Source organism: Flavobacterium sp. JLP, from assembly GCF_015350755.1.
Lineage (GTDB): Bacteria > Bacteroidota > Bacteroidia > Flavobacteriales > Flavobacteriaceae > Flavobacterium.
Genome location: NZ_JADKPS010000003.1, coordinates 17,463 through 33,368 on the forward strand (window position 1 = coordinate 17,463; position 15,906 = coordinate 33,368).

General features: G+C 33.3%; 15 protein-coding genes and 3 tRNA genes. 10 read left to right on the plus strand and 8 right to left on the minus strand.

Annotated features, from left to right (window positions below; translation table 11 throughout):
* Positions 1-97: 97 nt before the first annotated feature.
* The 5 genes from dnaB to tgt form a co-directional block, all read right to left on the minus strand.
* Positions 98-1,642, minus strand: a complete 1,545-nt coding sequence (gene dnaB, locus IRZ83_RS09430) for a replicative DNA helicase (protein WP_029272376.1) — start codon at positions 1,640-1,642, stop codon at positions 98-100.
* 141 nt (positions 1,643-1,783) lie between these two features.
* The gene (locus IRZ83_RS09435; RefSeq protein ID WP_029272375.1) at positions 1,784-2,737 is read right to left on the minus strand and encodes an acetyl-CoA carboxylase carboxyltransferase subunit alpha; all 954 of its coding nucleotides are present in this window, start codon (positions 2,735-2,737) and stop codon (positions 1,784-1,786) included.
* A gap of 112 nt (positions 2,738-2,849) precedes the next feature.
* Positions 2,850-3,737, minus strand: a complete 888-nt coding sequence (locus IRZ83_RS09440; RefSeq protein WP_194568319.1) for a DMT family transporter — start codon at positions 3,735-3,737, stop codon at positions 2,850-2,852.
* Entirely contained in the window at positions 3,724-4,812 is a 1,089-nt protein-coding gene (locus tag IRZ83_RS09445) for an LptF/LptG family permease (protein ID WP_029272373.1), read from the minus strand. Before IRZ83_RS09445 ends, IRZ83_RS09440 begins: the two co-directional genes overlap by 14 nt.
* Before the next feature lie 95 nt (positions 4,813-4,907).
* Complete coding sequence (gene tgt, locus IRZ83_RS09450; RefSeq protein ID WP_029272372.1) at positions 4,908-6,038, minus strand: tRNA guanosine(34) transglycosylase Tgt; 1,131 nt, start codon at positions 6,036-6,038, stop codon at positions 4,908-4,910.
* 336 nt (positions 6,039-6,374) lie between these two features.
* Between tgt and IRZ83_RS09455 the strand changes: the two genes are divergently transcribed.
* The 3 genes from IRZ83_RS09455 to IRZ83_RS09465 all read left to right on the plus strand — a co-directional run bounded on the left by IRZ83_RS09455 (position 6,375) and on the right by IRZ83_RS09465 (position 8,850).
* A complete protein-coding gene (locus IRZ83_RS09455) occupies positions 6,375-6,689 on the plus strand; it encodes a hypothetical protein (protein WP_194568321.1) in 315 nt (104 codons plus the stop codon).
* A 280-nt stretch (positions 6,690-6,969) separates the two neighbouring features.
* Positions 6,970-7,821: a transketolase gene (locus tag IRZ83_RS09460; RefSeq protein ID WP_029272370.1), complete on the plus strand. Its 852-nt coding sequence runs from the start codon at positions 6,970-6,972 to the stop codon at positions 7,819-7,821.
* Between the two features lie 75 nt (positions 7,822-7,896).
* Entirely contained in the window at positions 7,897-8,850 is a 954-nt protein-coding gene (locus IRZ83_RS09465) for a transketolase family protein (protein ID WP_029272369.1), read from the plus strand.
* Between the two features lie 76 nt (positions 8,851-8,926).
* On the opposite strand, the gene IRZ83_RS09470 is transcribed toward IRZ83_RS09465, so the two are convergent.
* Positions 8,927-10,033 (minus strand): FKBP-type peptidyl-prolyl cis-trans isomerase, encoded by a 1,107-nt coding sequence (locus tag IRZ83_RS09470; RefSeq protein ID WP_194568323.1) that lies wholly within the window; start codon positions 10,031-10,033, stop codon positions 8,927-8,929.
* Positions 10,034-10,112: 79 nt separating this feature from the next.
* Between IRZ83_RS09470 and IRZ83_RS09475 the strand changes: the two genes are divergently transcribed.
* Together IRZ83_RS09475 and IRZ83_RS09480 are read left to right on the plus strand one after the other, a co-directional pair.
* Positions 10,113-10,502 carry an RNA-binding S4 domain-containing protein gene (locus IRZ83_RS09475; RefSeq protein WP_029272367.1) on the plus strand — a complete coding sequence of 130 codons (390 nt, stop codon included), beginning with the start codon at positions 10,113-10,115 and terminating at the stop codon, positions 10,500-10,502.
* Positions 10,503-10,585: 83 nt separating this feature from the next.
* Positions 10,586-11,086, plus strand: a complete 501-nt coding sequence (locus IRZ83_RS09480) for a phosphoribosyltransferase domain-containing protein (RefSeq protein ID WP_029272366.1) — start codon at positions 10,586-10,588, stop codon at positions 11,084-11,086.
* Here IRZ83_RS09480 and IRZ83_RS09485 read toward each other — a convergent pair.
* Positions 11,078-11,596 (minus strand): shikimate kinase, encoded by a 519-nt coding sequence (locus IRZ83_RS09485; RefSeq protein ID WP_194568325.1) that lies wholly within the window; start codon positions 11,594-11,596, stop codon positions 11,078-11,080. The genes IRZ83_RS09480 and IRZ83_RS09485 overlap by 9 nt on opposite strands.
* Positions 11,597-11,723: 127 nt before the next feature.
* Here IRZ83_RS09485 and IRZ83_RS09490 point away from each other — a divergent pair.
* The 3 genes from IRZ83_RS09490 to IRZ83_RS09500 all read left to right on the plus strand — a co-directional run bounded on the left by IRZ83_RS09490 (position 11,724) and on the right by IRZ83_RS09500 (position 12,033).
* Positions 11,724-11,796 (plus strand) — tRNA-Lys (locus tag IRZ83_RS09490).
* A gap of 38 nt (positions 11,797-11,834) precedes the next feature.
* Positions 11,835-11,907: transfer RNA gene (locus IRZ83_RS09495), tRNA-Lys, on the plus strand.
* Between the two features lie 43 nt (positions 11,908-11,950).
* Positions 11,951-12,033: transfer RNA gene (locus tag IRZ83_RS09500), tRNA-Leu, on the plus strand.
* Between the two features lie 103 nt (positions 12,034-12,136).
* Here the strand turns inward: IRZ83_RS09500 and IRZ83_RS09505 are convergent.
* A complete protein-coding gene (locus IRZ83_RS09505; RefSeq protein WP_194568327.1) occupies positions 12,137-13,426 on the minus strand; it encodes a M20 family metallopeptidase in 1,290 nt (429 codons plus the stop codon).
* 224 nt (positions 13,427-13,650) lie between these two features.
* Between IRZ83_RS09505 and IRZ83_RS09510 the strand changes: the two genes are divergently transcribed.
* Positions 13,651-14,556: a LytTR family transcriptional regulator DNA-binding domain-containing protein gene (locus IRZ83_RS09510; protein ID WP_194568329.1), complete on the plus strand. Its 906-nt coding sequence runs from the start codon at positions 13,651-13,653 to the stop codon at positions 14,554-14,556.
* A 101-nt stretch (positions 14,557-14,657) separates the two neighbouring features.
* A complete protein-coding gene (locus IRZ83_RS09515) occupies positions 14,658-15,809 on the plus strand; it encodes an acyltransferase family protein (protein WP_194568331.1) in 1,152 nt (383 codons plus the stop codon).
* Positions 15,810-15,906: the final 97 nt, after the last annotated feature.

Sequence of the window (15,906 nt, forward strand, 5' to 3'; positions counted from 1 at the left end):
GATTTTCAGCAATTGCTGTGCTAATCTACAGAATTAAATTAATAATTTTAACATTTGTTCATAAAAAAAAGCCTTGTAAAAAAGGCTTTTTGATATATTAAAATGGAACATCGCTATCATCATCGTCATCATTCAAATTGCTTCCGAACGCTTCATTTGCCGAAGGCAGATTTTTTGTGATAAATGGATTATCATCATGATTCATTTTAGAAGGCAAATCATCGTAACCTCCCGTAAAATCTTCCAGATTATCAAACTTACCCAAATGCCCCAAGAATTTTAAACGAATATTTTCAAGACCACCATTACGGTGTTTTGCTATAATAAACTCGGCTTGACCAGCAGTTGGAGATTGTTCATCATCGTCCCATTCTTCAATTTTGTAATATTCAGGACGGTAAATAAACGATACAATATCGGCATCCTGCTCAATAGCTCCAGATTCACGAAGATCCGAAAGCAACGGTCGTTTGCTAGATCCACGCGTTTCAACGGCACGAGATAACTGCGAAAGTGCAATTACCGGAACGTTTAGCTCTTTTGCCAAAGCCTTTAAGTTTCGAGAAATTGTCGAGATCTCCTGCTCACGATTTCCTCCCCCTTTTCCACTTCCTCCGGCGGTCATCAACTGCAAATAATCGACAATAATTAATTTTATACCGTGCTGTGATGCCAAACGACGGCATTTTGCACGTAAGTCAAAAATAGAAAGCGAAGGCGAATCATCAATAAATAATGGTGCTTTTTCTAAGTCTTTTACTTTAGTACTCAGCTGTTCCCATTCGTGTTTTTCTAATTTTCCTGTTCTCAATTTCTCAGAAGACAAACCAGTTTCTGATGAAATAAGCCTTGTAATTAACTGCACTGATGCCATCTCTAAAGAGAAAACTGCAACCGGATGTCCAAAATCGATAGCAATATTTCTTGCCATCGAAAGTACAAACGCGGTTTTACCCATACCTGGACGCGCCGCGATAATAATTAAATCCGAAGGCTGCCATCCTGAAGTTACTTGATCTAGTTTTTCAAAACCAGTTGCAACTCCACTCAAACCTTCTTTTCCTGCAATTTCTTCAATACGTTTTTTTGCCTGTAATACTAAACTTTGTGCAGTTTCAGAACTTCGCTTGATGTTTCCCTGCGTAACTTCGTATAGTTTTGACTCGGCTTTATCCAGCAAATCAAATACATCGGTAGTTTCGTCATAAGATTCTTCTATAATCTCAGAAGAAATTCTAATCAAACTTCTTTGAATGTATTTCTGAAGAATGATTCTAGAGTGAAATTCAATGTGTGCCGAAGAGGCAATTTTTTGAGTAAGCTGAATTAAATAAAAATCACCTCCCGCTAACTCTAATTTTCCGTTTTTTTTCAGCTGAGTCGAAACAGTTAATAAGTCAATTGGCTGTGTTTCTGTAAAAAGCTGCACAATTGCTTCAAAAATAAATTTGTGTGCATCTTTATAAAAAGCATCTGGCTGCAAAATATCAATTACATCATCTACCCCTTTTTTATCAATCATCATCGCTCCAAGCACAGCTTCTTCTAAATCAAGTACTTGTGGTGGCAGTTTTCCTTTTTCTAAATTGATAATCGTGGTTTTATCTACCTTTATAGGGTTTACATTTTTGAAATTTTCCATATAGCGAAAGTAACAAAATTTAAAAAAAAATTGCTATCGAGTTATAACTATTAATTGTTTATAAATAAGTTTTTTTTGTTCATAACCAAAAAAAAATCCGAAACTGTAAGGCTTCGGATTTTTTAATATTCTTGTAAGAATTTACTCCTTATATTCACCCATATTACTGTATTTGTCCATTCTTTGGGCAATTAAGTCGGCTGTTGATAAGTCTTTCAATTCGTTATATCCTTTCGTAATATATTCAGCAACAGTTTTGAAAGTAGTTTCGCGATCATAGTGTGCTCCTCCTAATGGTTCTGGAATAACATCATCAACTAATTTTTGTTTTTTCATATCTGATGAAGTCAATTTTAAAGCGTCGGCTGCACGTTCTTTGTACTCCCAGCTTTTCCATAAAATTGAAGAACATGATTCTGGAGAGATTACAGAATACCAAGTATTTTCTAACATATATACTTTATCTCCTACACCAATTCCCAATGCTCCACCTGAAGCTCCTTCACCAACAATAATCGTGATAATTGGCACTTGAAGACGAACCATTTCAAAAATATTTCTTGCAATTGCTTCACCTTGTCCTCTTTCTTCAGCTTCTAGTCCTGGGTATGCACCTGGAGTATCTACTAAAGTTAAAACCGGAATTCCAAATTTCTCTGCCATTTTCATCAAACGCAAAGCTTTACGGTATCCTTCAGGATTTGCCATACCAAAATTACGGTATTGACGGGTTTTTGTATTAAAACCTTTTTGCTGTCCTACAATCATAAACGACTGTCCGTTTACTTTTCCTAGTCCGCCAACCATTGCCTTATCATCTTTAAAGCCTCTGTCTCCATGAAGTTCTAAGAAAGTATCACCGCAAATTGCTCTGATATAATCTAAAGTATAAGGTCTATTTGGATGTCTTGACAACTGGACTCTTTGCCAAGCCGTAAGGTTTTTGTATATATCTTTTTTAGTTTGCTCTAATTTTTTGTTGATTTCCTTGCAGGTTGGTGTTACATCAACATCAGATTCTTTTCCAATTATAACACACTTTTGTAACTGTTCTTCAAGTTCTTTGATTGGAAGCTCAAAATCTAAATATTCCATGGATTTTTGAATTTTGTTTGTAAATCGAACCGCAAATATAAAAATATTATATCATTGGTATGGTTAAATCGTATTTAAAATATAAAAATGTAATTTAAAGATAAGGAAATTATTACAGTTCTTTCCTGTTTTTATAATGTTTAAAAACCCCGTTTAAAATAACTGTAATTACAATTATCAGTGCGCCAATATAAAATTCTGCACTCATTTTTTCTTTTCCGCCAAGAATAAAATAAGCCAGCATAATTCCGTAAACGGGCTCTAAATTAGTCGTTAGCATTACCGTATAAGGAGTTAATCGCTGCATTACTTTTACTGAAGCCGTAAACGCATAAGCGGTACAAACCGAAGCTAAAATCAGCAATAAAACCCAATTATTTAATGACATTGTAAAAAAATCAGCATTAAATTTTCCTTGCACCAAAAAATAAATTGAAATAAAGAAAACGCCAGCTCCAAATTCATAAAATGTAATAACTGAAGGTTCATGATCTGAGATTAATTTCCCATTCATTAAAGTAAATAATACGCCTAAAATGATCGAAGCCAAGGCATAATACATGCCGTGCAAGTACTTTACCTCAACTTGCATAATCAAACCAAGACCTGCTATGATAATTAATCCAAAGAAAACTTCGTACCATAATATTTTTCTGCCGTAAAAAAGCGGTTCCAATAAAGATGCAAAAAATGCTCCTAATGAAAATATCGATAGAGTGATCGAGACATTAGAAACATGAATGGCTCGAAAAAAGAAAATCCAATGCATCGCAATCAATAATCCGACAAAAATTAACTTGGCTAAAGATTGAGCTGATATGACAAAAGATTGTTTTTTATACACAATAAATCCGGCAAGAAAAATTCCTGCAAGAAGCATTCTGAACCAAACTAAATTTTCGGCATCAATAGTAATTAATGCACCTAAAATAGCAGTGAATCCCCAGATAAAAACAATTAAATGAAGATTTAAATAACTTTTTAAATTATCGTTTCGCATTTCGTAATAGATAAACTGCCAAAATTCCGAAAACAATATTCGGAAACCAAACAGCTAATAAAGGTGAGAAAGTAGATTTTTCGGCAAGAGTACCAAATATTTTATCAAAAAAGACAAATGAAAAGGCGATTGCAATTCCGATTGCCAAATTCGTTCCCATTCCGCCACGACGTTTCATAGCCGAAACAGCAACAGCAATAATGGTTAATATAAAAGCAGATACTGGTACACTGTATTTTTTATACAGTACTACTAAATATGTATTGATATTTCCTGAGCCTCTTTTTCTTTCTTTTTCGATAAAATCGATCAATTTTCCTAACGAAAGTGTTTCTGCAATATACACTACCGGAGTTAAATCGGCCAGTTCAAACTTAAATTTCACTTCTTTTTCGGGAATTTTCTCTATAACATCATTCAATTCGCCAACAGTTCTTTTGGTGTAATCATAAAGAATATACGTTTTCTTTTTAGGATCCCATTTGATACGGCTGGCACTAATTTTATAAGTCAGTTTGTCTTTTTCGAAATGCTCCAGTGTAAAATTAAAAGCTGTTTTTGATTCTTCATTAAAACTATTTACAAAAATAAAATCATTATCGTTAAGCTGGCGGTAAACATTGGTGTTTTCGCCACGCATGAGCTCTTTTCCATTTCCCTTTAAATAAGTATACCTAAAGTTATTGAACCCTTCACTGGCAGCTGGAACAATGAAAAATCCCATTAGAAGTACAAAAACGGAAACGATTGAAGCTCCGATAATATAAGGACGCAAAAACCTCGTAAATGAGATTCCAGAACTTAAAATAGCGATAATCTCTGTATTATTTGCCAATTTTGAGGTAAACCAAATTACCGATAAAAATAAAAATATCGGAAAAAGAGAGTTCGCAAAATAAATAGTAAAGTTGTAATAATAGATTGCAATTTGAGTAAATGGAATCTTGTTTTCTAACATCTTATTCACCTTTTCAGAGACATCAATTACAATCCCAATTGGAATAAATAAGAGAATCATCACCGAAAAAGTGGCTAAATATCTTTTTAAAATATACTTATCTATTATTGTCAGCATAGATTTTTCGTTTCAATTTAATGCTCAGGTTTTATATTTCAGATTTCACGTTCAGTATAGAACTTGAAACTCAAAACTAAAAAACTTGAAACTTTTTAAAGTCTTTGACTCATATTTTTAACCATCATTTCTTTCCATGGTCTAAAATCTCCTGCTAAGATATGTTTTCTAGCTTCACGAACCAACCACATATAGAAACCAAGATTATGTATAGTCGCGATTTGTTTTCCTAAATATTCATTAGCTGCGAATAAATGACGCAAATAAGCTTTTGTGTATTCGGTATCTACAAAAGTATGGGCCATTTCATCAATTGGAGAAAAATCAGCTTCCCATTTTTTATTTTTAATATTGATTGTTCCGTTTGCTGTAAACAACATACCATTTCTTGCATTACGGGTTGGCATTACGCAGTCAAACATATCAATTCCCAATGCAATATTTTCTAAAATATTAATTGGCGTTCCAACTCCCATTAAATAACGTGGTTTGTCTTCTGGCAAAATTTCGCAAACCACTTCGGTCATCGCGTACATTTCTTCTGCAGGTTCTCCAACTGATAATCCACCAATTGCATTTCCTTGCTGACCAGAATTGGCAATATATTCTGCTGATTGACGACGTAAGTCTTTATAAGTACTTCCTTGCACAATCGGGAAAAAAGTTTGCTCGTATCCGTATTTATACGGAACTTTATCTAAGTGACTGATGCAACGATCCAACCAGCGGTGCGTCATGTGCATAGAGCGCTGTGCGTATCTGTAATCGCATGGATAAGGCGTACATTCATCAAAAGCCATAATTATATCAGCCCCAATGGTACGCTGAATTTCCATTACATTTTCTGGCGTAAAAAAGTGATATGAACCGTCAATGTGCGATTTAAACTTCACTCCTTCTTCCTTGATTTTTCTATTATTTGAAAGAGAATATACCTGATATCCTCCAGAATCTGTCAAAATATTACGATCCCAATTCATGAATTTATGCAATCCGCCAGCTTTTTCAAGAATTTCTGTCTGCGGACGCAAATATAAATGGTAAGTATTTCCAAGAATAATATCCGGATTAATATCGTCTTTAAGTTCGCGCTGATGTACACCTTTTACAGATGCAACTGTCCCAACAGGCATAAAAATAGGCGTTTCAATTACGCCGTGATCTGTAGTAATGCTTCCCGCTCTTGCTTTTGATTGCGGATCTTTTTGTAATAAATCAAACTTCATCTGTTTCTTTTTTCTCCCGATTGTTCGGGACGGCAAAGATAGGTTAATTTGAGGAAAATTTAATTAATTAGAAAATTTGTCAATTTAGAAAATTACATAATTAGAAAACACGGCAGTTTGATAATGAGAAAATGGCAAGCAGTCTAGATGATAACGTAAAAAATTGAAGCAAAACCATTATGATTTAACCTTTAATAAATTATAATTCTTAACTATCTCATAAAATGTAAAATTTACAACAATCACAATAGTAAAGTGTAACATCAAACAGCATCTAATTCGTAATTTTATTTTTAGTGAAAAACTAAATTAGTGTCAATTAAATTATTAGAAATCATGATAAATTCAGAAGAAAAAAATCCTGTTGATTTAGATCAAATTAAGGACGATCAAATTGAAAGAAATTTAGAAAATTTAGATTATCCAGCAAACGAAGATATTTACAATCAGGAAGACAAGTTAGAAGATATTGATCCAGAAGGAATTTCAGGAGAAAGAATCATTAATCAAGACAATAATCACGAGTGGAAACAAAACAGCGACAAACTCGGAAACGACTTAGACGTTCCAGGTTCTGAACTTGATGACGAACAGGAAGATATTGGTTCTGAGGATGAAGAAAACAATTTTTACAGCAGAGGGAATGATTAATTTGCCCTCATTTACGTTACCACCTTTTTTACCCCAAATTTGATTAAATAATTTCTCAAGTTTATTTTTGCCACAGGTTAAGCATTAAAAGATTTAAAAATCTATGTTGCTTAATGTGTGGCAAACTTTTTATGTACTATCTACAAGATTTCAGGCTTTTTTTCGAGATTAATAAAAAAAGAACTATAATTTAACAATTCCAGCAAACTAAAGCAAAAAATCATTTGTCAGCCCGCAAAATAAAAATTACTTTTGCACCAGTTTAACTTTTACAAATAAAATGAAGCCTAACACACAACAATTAAGCGATTTAACTATCCAAGTAAGAAGAGATATTCTTCGAATGGTACATGCTGTCAACTCAGGCCACCCAGGTGGTTCTTTAGGTTGTACTGAATTTTTGGTAACACTTTACCAAAACATTATGGACCGCAAAGAAGGTTTTGATATGGACGGAATTGGAGAAGATATCTTCTTCCTTTCTAACGGACACATCTCTCCAGTATTTTATAGCGTTTTAGCACGTAGCGGTTATTTCCCTGTTTCAGAACTTGCAACTTTCAGATTGTTAAATTCTCGTTTACAAGGACATCCAACAACTCACGAAGGCTTACCTGGAGTTCGTATGGCTTCTGGTTCATTAGGACAAGGTTTATCTGTTGCTCTTGGAGCAGCTCAAGCTAAAAAACTAAATGGCGACAATCATTTAATTTACACTTTGCACGGTGATGGTGAGCTACAAGAAGGTCAAAACTGGGAAGCTATTATGTATGCTTCTGCTAAAAAAGTAGACAATCTTATTGCAACTGTAGACGTTAACGGAAAACAAATTGACGGAACAACTGACGAAGTTCTTGCAATGGGAAGCCTTCGTGCAAAATTCGAAGCTTTTGACTGGGATGTTTTAGAAATTGCTGAAGGAAATAATATCGATGCAATTATCGCTGGTTTAACAGATGCTAAATCAAGAACCGGAAAAGGAAAACCAGTTTGTATTTTACTACATACTGAAATGGGTAACGGTGTTGATTTTATGATGCACACTCATGCTTGGCACGGAAAAGCACCAAACAACGATCAGTTGGCAAGTGCTTTGGCTCAAAACTATTCTGCAGATCAAATCGACTATTAAAAAAAGCTATAAGCCTTAAGCAGTAAGTTTTACGCCTATTGCCTACAGCCTATTGCGTACAGCAAAAAGACAAAAATGAAAAAATATACAAATACAGGAAGTAAAGACACTCGTTCTGGTTTTGGAGCGGGAATGACTGAATTAGGTCAAAAAAATGAAAAAGTAGTAGCACTTTGTGCTGATTTAATTGGATCATTAAAATTTGATGATTTCAAAAAAAATCACCCAGAGCGTTTCTTCCAAATTGGAATCGCAGAAGCTAACATGATTGGTATCGCTGCAGGTTTAACAATTGGAGGGAAAATTCCATTTACAGGAACTTTCGCTAATTTCTCTACAGGAAGAGTTTACGATCAAATTCGTCAATCTGTTGCCTATTCTGATAAAAACGTAAAAATCTGCGCTTCTCACGCTGGTTTAACATTAGGAGAAGACGGAGCAACTCACCAAATTTTAGAAGATATCGGATTAATGAAAATGTTGCCAGGAATGACTGTAATCAATACTTGCGATTACAACCAGACTAAGGCTGCAACTTTAGCTTTAGCTGATCATCATGGTCCAGCTTATTTGCGTTTTGGTCGTCCGGTTGTACCTAACTTTACTCCTGCTGACGAGCCTTTCGTAATTGGAAAAGCAATTTTATTAAACGAAGGAACTGATGTAACAATTGTTGCAACAGGACACTTAGTTTGGGAAGCTCTTATCGCCGCTGAAGCTTTAGAAGCAAAAGGAATTTCTGCTGAAGTAATTAACATTCACACTATTAAACCACTTGACGAAGAAGCAATTCTTAAATCATTGGCTAAAACTAAATGTGTGGTAACGGCAGAAGAGCATAATATTCTTGGAGGCCTTGGAGAAAGCATCTCTAGAGTATTAGCTTTAAATACTCCTGCTCCGCAAGAATTTGTAGCTGTAAATGATAGTTTTGGTGAATCTGGAACTCCAGAGCAATTAATGGAAAAATACAAACTAAACAATCAAGCAATTGTTGAAGCTGTAGAAAGAGTTATCAAAAGAAAATAATTTTTGATTTTCTTACTTTATAAAAAAACCTCGAAATCACTTTCGAGGTTTTTTTATGTCTAATTTTTATTTATCATTATTTAACAGCATGATGATCTTTATCAATATGCAGTCTTAATCTGTCAGGAGTAGTATAATCGCCTCCAAAAGCAGGAATTCCGTAAGTTTCAGTCTCATCTACATTTGGTGTTTTTGGATTGTCAGAGACAGGGTTATAAGGATAATATAAACTTATTCCAGTCTTTGGAGCTCCAGTCGGTTTTGTAATTTCAAATCTAGTTGTATATCCGTCACCATCATCATCAAAATCTAAGAAATCAGCCAAACCATCTTTATCTGTATCATCGACTAAAGCTGCAGGAAGATTTGGGTAACGTGCTGTATCTCTTGCATCATACAGATAACCATCATGATTGATGTCTTCAAAATAATCAGGAATACCATCTGGAGCCGAAGTCGCTTGTCCGTTTACAATTTGGATATCGTGATCTAATCTTTGAAGCCCCAAGAGCTTAAAACTAAAAACTAAAGGCGAATAAGCAGGAATTTTATCTTTTGTATTTGCATAATAACCTAATCCTGAAGGTAAAAACATTACACCTGCACCAAAATCAGAATACGTGATTTCACCAGTAGGTGAAGGATTGCTTGCTATACCGGTTCTAAACTTAGGAAAAATCTCTCCCCAGCCATCTATTACAGGAGATTCTGCATATACAAATAAATCAAAAGTACGCCCGATACCGTATGAAGTATCGAAAACTGTTCCGTTTAAAAGATTTCCTGAATAAGAAGCAGAAATTCTATCGGTATTAGTTGGAGCTTCTCCAGATCCTTCTCTTAGAACCAAATAATAAACTTTATAAGTAATATCATCATTATAAACATCTCTGGTCAACAACTTGGGAAAAGTAGCACTATTAAGATAAGACATAATAGAAGGCTGAGTTGCAGGATTTGTAATTTTACTTATAACAACATCCTGATCCTCTGGAGTACCCGGACTATTCGTAACCGTAATATAATTAGTATTTAAATATTTTACAATAGAATCATTATCTGCTTTATATTGTTCTGCATAGTCATGAACAGGAACCACTACTGGATCATCATTATCTTTATTACATGATACTATAGCAATACTTGCCAGTACTAAAATAAAATAATATTTAAATTTATTCATTATTGTTAATTTTTTAGGTGCGCAAGATACAATATTGATTTATTTTTGTAAAGAATTTAACTTTGATTTTAGAAAAATTATGAGAATCGATAAATACTTGTGGTGCGTGCGTTATTACAAGACCAGAAACATGGTAACAGAGGCCTGCAAAAAAAACCACGTTACTGTAAATGGGCAGGTTGCCAAACCTTCTAAAGAAGTTTTTCCTACTGACCGAATTACTTTTAGGAAAGATCAAATTACGCAGATTATTACCGTACTCGACATTCCAGAAAGTCGCGTGGGAGCAAAACTAGTTGATATTTACAGAAAAAATGAAACCCCCGCAGAAGCTTACGCTCATTTAGAACTTTTAAAACTGTCTAAAGAGCACTATCGCAAAAGCGGCACAGGAAGACCTACTAAAAAAGACAGAAGAGATATTGATGAATATGGAAATGAAATTTTTGATGAAGACGAGGAAAATTAAATTCCAAATTCAAACTCAAAAAATCTGAAATCTAAAATCTGAAATCTAAAATTCTAATTGTATTTTAGCAAAAAAAATAAATCATGAGCAAAAACATCATCTTAACCAATCAGGAAATCGAACACAAAATAAAACGTATTGCCTATCAAATTTACGAAACCTTTGTTGACGAAGAAGAAGTTGTAATTGCTGGAATTGCTTCTAATGGATCTGTTTTTGCCGAAAAAATTGCTTTAGCGTTAAGCAATATCTCAACACTTAAAGTTTCTCTTTGCGAAGTAAAAGTCGACAAACAGAATCCACAATTGCCAATTCAAACTTCTTTAACTAAAGAAGAGTACCAAAACAAAGGATTGGTTTTAGTTGATGACGTGTTGAACTCAGGCACAACTTTGATTTATGCTGTTCGTCATTTCTTAGACGTACCGCTAAAGAAATTCAAAACAGCGGTACTTGTAGACAGAAATCATAAAAAATACCCTGTAAAGGCCGATTTTAAAGGAATATCTCTTTCTACATCTTTATTAGAACATGTACAAGTTGTTTTTAATGAAAATGGAGATGATTATGCTTTTTTAAGCTAAAATTTCTAAAATATCCTGAACTGTTTCATCAACCGTTTTATTATCTACCGAAACTTTTTGCTGTGCATGGTTGTAATAAAAGCTTCTGTCGAATAAATGTTTTGCGATAAACTCTTTCATTTCTTCCTCCTCCATATTAGCGATCAAAGGGCGTTTGCTTTTGTTATGCACTAATCTATTATATAAAGTCTCAATTGAAGCTTTTAAATAAATCGAGATAACATCATCTCTTTTTAATAATTCATGATTATTGGCATAACATGGTGTACCACCACCCAAACCTATTATGCTTTTTTCTGAAGATTGAAGTAATTCTAAGAACATTTGGTGTTCTAATTTACGGAAATAGATTTCTCCGTGCTGTTCGAAAATTTCATTTATGGACAAATTTGCTCTTTTTTCTATGCATTTGTCTAAATCTAAAAACGGAATATTTGTAATTTTTGAAAGGTTTTGGGCAATAGTTGACTTTCCGCAACCCATATATCCTAATAATATGATTTTTTTCATTTTAATAATACCCTATAAACTAAGGCGTTGTAAATTTTGATTAAAAAAAGACAAATTTATAATAAATAAGCTTGCAAATATCAAAAATAACTCCTTATATTTGCACCCGCATTCAAGAAACGAATATGACTCGATAGCTCAGTTGGTAGAGCACATCACTTTTAATGATGGGGTCCTGGGTTCGAGCCCCAGTCGGGTCACAAATTGTGATTCACAATACAAGTTTCTTGAAAGCAATGACTCGATAGCTCAGTCGGTAGAGCACATCACTTTTAATGATGGGGTCCTGGGTTCGAGCCCCAGTCGGGTCACAAAAAGGTCGAGTATTAATTTACTTGACCTTTTTTTTGTTTGGGCCACGTGGAGAAACGGTAGACTTGCCATCTTGAGGGGGTGGTGCTCGTAAGGGCGTGTGGGTTCAAATCCCACCGTGGTCACATAAGAAAAAAACCTATTTCAAAATGAAATAGGTTTTTTTCTTTTCTATCCGCAGAATTCACATTAGAACTCTTGCGAACTACTTTTAATTAATTTTTTATTTCATCCACCTCTTTGAAATAGCAACGAAGAAAATGCTTTTACACCAGTTCTGATACATTCTTCATCAACTTCAAAATTAGGAGCATGATTCATTGCTACAATTCCTTTTTCGAAATTAGAACCTCCTAGCAAGAAATAAACTCCTGGTATTTTTTGCTGAAAATAGGCAAAATCATCATTAAAATAAGGAACCTGTCCGTAATCAATTGTTACAAATCCTTTTCCATACATATCTTCAAGTGTATTTATAGAAATGGCTGTTAAATTTGGATGGTTTAAAACTGTTGGATTTTCTTTTATATACTCAATAGAAAGCATTTGAGGAGCGTAATTATTATCTTTAATTACCTGCTCAACGGTCGGAATAATATTTTTCAATCGAGCAGCATCTGTTTCATATAGTTCTGTATTTAAATAGAACACATTATTTTTAGAATAGGTTCTAAAATTTTCGTCAACAATTAAATAGTCTTTAAATATTGTGTTCGGATTCATCAATCCAATTTTAGAATCTATAATAGATTGGATTTCCCATGGCTTGCTGCCGTTATTCGACCTAACTAAAGAATTTCGAATTTTTGACGTGAGTTCTTTTACTTCTTCTCCTGACAATCTGTTTTTAAATTCTATTTCTATTTCTTTTTGGTAGGCAAACATTTCATTAGGCTTTACCATTATTTGTCCAGCCGGCAATGCCGTTATATGAAGTCCGTAAATCTCATCAAGTTTATATTTGACAAATATTTTATTCTCAATAATTCCTTTTGCTCCTTTAAATGTTTCTTCTTCTGGCTGAAAAATAAAATAAACAGTACCGTGCAATGTCTTTTTGTTTTTTGCTAGAACTTCTGCAATTCCTAGCGCAATTGCCATATGTATATCATGTCCGCAACCATGCTGAACACCTTTTATCTTGGATTTAAAATCAGATTTATCAGGAAAGTCATTTGGCAAAGCATCCATATCGGCTCTCCAGCCAATTTTTTTACCTTTTTTAGTACCTTCTAATATACCAATAACACCATAACCGTAAATATTATTTTCAACTTGAAGGCCTAAATCCAGTAAATATTTTTTTATTAATTCTTGTGTCCTTTTTTCTTTTCCGGCAAGTTCTGGATTTTCATGAAAGTCTCTTCTAATTTGAACGAGCTTATCGAAAATTTTATCCGTTTCGAGTTGAATAGATTCTTGAGCAGCGATTTCATTATTTTTTTCCTGTGCATAAATAATTTGTTTTGTACAACATATATTCACAAAAAGTAATGCTAATAGAATTTGTTTATTCATTTGGAGTTTTGTTAAATATCACTTAATTACAAAACGGCTAATATAACCATATTAAAAGATAAATTATTTGGTTCTAAAGTGTTGAATAGATATATAATAACAAAACTCATTTATAATGTTTAACTCTTTAGTAAGAGTGCAGAATTCCGTACCTCCAAATAATCTTTAAACAAAACGGCAGCCTCACTATTTTTTGTATTTTTATTCCCGAACAAATTTTAATCATGAGATTTTACATCAACACAGAACATTTGACAAAGGAAATTGAATATCCTACAAGATATCAGTCTCAAAATCTAATAAAAAGTTCGGTTGTGGTTTTTCTTATTATTATAACTTTTCTTTTGCTATTCAGACCTTTTGGAGTTTATGATCCCGAACTCAAAATGCATTATTTATTGATCTGCTTTTTTCATGGCTTTGTTCCAGCATTGATTTTAGGTTCTTATTTTAAAATATTAAATTATTTCAGGAAAATACAAAATCGAAGCAATTGGACTTTACTTAAAGAATACATTCATATTGGGGTTCTTTTATTTCTAATAGGTGTATCGAGTTTTTTATTACGAGATTTACTTTATGATAATCCAAACAACTGGTCTTGGAAATATTTTTTTGAAGAAATCAGAAATTGCTTTGTGGCAGGAATATTTTTCTATTTCTTTCTCAGATTATCCAGCTTTTATTTTGAATCCAAAAAAGGTGAACCATTTGTTCTTCAATTTATTCCACTTGCGGTTGAGCCTGAAAAAACAACTTTTAAGTCCAATCTCTTTATTAGTACACAGGTAAAACAAGACGATTTTAGTCTGGATATTGATCAATTACTTTTCGCAAAAGCAGATGGTAATTATATAGAGTTAACAAAATCAAACGGCAATCAAATTAACACAGAAGTAAAGAGAATATCTTTAACTCAATTTGAAACTCAAATAAAAGATTATCCACACTTTTTTAGATGCCACAGAACCTATTTAGTAAACATGTTTAAAGTAGAAAAGGTAACCGGAAATTCACAAGGCTATCTTTTATCTTTTAATGAAACCAACATAAAAATTCCCGTTTCCAGAAAACAAATCGATAGCTTTAATAACTATTACCAAGAGCTTCGCACGAAATATATCGCTTAAACTTGTTGTTCATCACAAAAGCTAGTTATCAGTAACAAGCCTTAAAACAAAGGGTTCTTCTTGTTGTACGTTTGTCATCAATAACGCTAAACCAATTTATTATGACAACTGCAACTTTTACCGCGAATCAGGATTCGGGTACTTCAAACAAATTATTTTACATAGATAATATTAAAATCCTCTTAACAATATTAGTAATACTTCATCACATTTTTATCGCTTATAATTCTTCTGAAGGCTGGTACTATTGTGAAAAAACAAACATTGAAGGCGCCAGAATTCCGATGACAATATTAATAAGCATTAATCAGTCTTTTTTTATGGGCTTTTTCTTTTTGCTATCCGCTTATTTTACAGACGCATCTTATGATAGAAAAGGAGTTGCGAAATTTATTAAGGATCGTCTCATCAGATTAGGCATTCCGCTTCTCTTCTATTCTTTTATTCTTTCTCCGTTTTTAAGCTATTTGGTAAATTACTTTGCAAAAGAAGAACACATCACATTTCTACAATATCTTTCTGGTTACAATGATTACGAAACTGGCGTAACATGGTTTATCGCCGCATTATTGCTGTTCGCGTTAATTTATGCCACAATGAAAAGTCTTTTTAAAATTAATTACAAAAGTTCCTTAGCTGTACCAAAAACCAGCAGTATATTATTATTTGCAGTATTATTGGGGATTATTAGTTTTGCTGTGCGAATTGTATTTCCTGTTGGATGGGTGCTCAAACCAATTGGTTTTCAATTTGGACATTTTCCGCAATACATTGCACTGTTTATAATTGGCCTTATTGCAAAAAAGAACAACTGGTTCGACAAACTAACAGAGCGTACAGGAAAACAACTGACTTTATCAGCTTGGTTATGTTTATTATTTTTTCCTCTATTTTTTATAATCAAAGAGAAATTAAACATGCCAGTTTCTTGGTATTGTGGCGGTTTTCACTGGCAATCTTTATTATACGCGGTCTGGGAACAATGGATTGGTCTTTCTATCCTAACAGCTTTATTAGTTAAAGGAAAAAGAAAATGGAATACTTCATCAACATTACTTTATAAACTATCCCGTTCTAGTTTTGCAGTATATATTTTTCATCCGCTGGCAATTGTTGCTTTTACATTAGCTTTAAGAAACTGGGAAGTTGATTCTGCAATAAAACTTTTAATTGCAGCTCCTTTGGCAATTTTAGGCAGTTTTTTATTTGGATCAATGCTGGTATTAATTCCTGGAGTCAAAAAAATAATTTAAAAAAACTTCTATACTCAAACCTTATGGTACAAAGAATAAACAATTCTTTGTACCATTTTTTATTACAGCCTTTTAGATATTTTTAAAAAATATAGTA

What these genes read in the sequence shown, in the direction of transcription:
- dnaB (WP_029272376.1), bottom strand. Translation starts at nt 1,642, where the DNA reads ATGGAAAATTTCAAAAATGTAAACCCTATAAAGGTAGATAAAACCACG.
- IRZ83_RS09435 (WP_029272375.1), bottom strand. Translation starts at nt 2,737, where the DNA reads ATGGAATATTTAGATTTTGAGCTTCCAATCAAAGAACTTGAAGAACAG.
- IRZ83_RS09440 (WP_194568319.1), bottom strand. Translation starts at nt 3,737, where the DNA reads ATGCGAAACGATAATTTAAAAAGTTATTTAAATCTTCATTTAATTGTT.
- IRZ83_RS09445 (WP_029272373.1), bottom strand. Translation starts at nt 4,812, where the DNA reads ATGCTGACAATAATAGATAAGTATATTTTAAAAAGATATTTAGCCACT.
- tgt (WP_029272372.1), bottom strand. Translation starts at nt 6,038, where the DNA reads ATGAAGTTTGATTTATTACAAAAAGATCCGCAATCAAAAGCAAGAGCG.
- IRZ83_RS09455 (WP_194568321.1), top strand. Translation starts at nt 6,375, where the DNA reads ATGATAAATTCAGAAGAAAAAAATCCTGTTGATTTAGATCAAATTAAG.
- IRZ83_RS09460 (WP_029272370.1), top strand. Translation starts at nt 6,970, where the DNA reads ATGAAGCCTAACACACAACAATTAAGCGATTTAACTATCCAAGTAAGA.
- IRZ83_RS09465 (WP_029272369.1), top strand. Translation starts at nt 7,897, where the DNA reads ATGAAAAAATATACAAATACAGGAAGTAAAGACACTCGTTCTGGTTTT.
- IRZ83_RS09470 (WP_194568323.1), bottom strand. Translation starts at nt 10,033, where the DNA reads ATGAATAAATTTAAATATTATTTTATTTTAGTACTGGCAAGTATTGCT.
- IRZ83_RS09475 (WP_029272367.1), top strand. Translation starts at nt 10,113, where the DNA reads ATGAGAATCGATAAATACTTGTGGTGCGTGCGTTATTACAAGACCAGA.
- IRZ83_RS09480 (WP_029272366.1), top strand. Translation starts at nt 10,586, where the DNA reads ATGAGCAAAAACATCATCTTAACCAATCAGGAAATCGAACACAAAATA.
- IRZ83_RS09485 (WP_194568325.1), bottom strand. Translation starts at nt 11,596, where the DNA reads ATGAAAAAAATCATATTATTAGGATATATGGGTTGCGGAAAGTCAACT.
- IRZ83_RS09505 (WP_194568327.1), bottom strand. Translation starts at nt 13,426, where the DNA reads ATGAATAAACAAATTCTATTAGCATTACTTTTTGTGAATATATGTTGT.
- IRZ83_RS09510 (WP_194568329.1), top strand. Translation starts at nt 13,651, where the DNA reads ATGAGATTTTACATCAACACAGAACATTTGACAAAGGAAATTGAATAT.
- IRZ83_RS09515 (WP_194568331.1), top strand. Translation starts at nt 14,658, where the DNA reads ATGACAACTGCAACTTTTACCGCGAATCAGGATTCGGGTACTTCAAAC.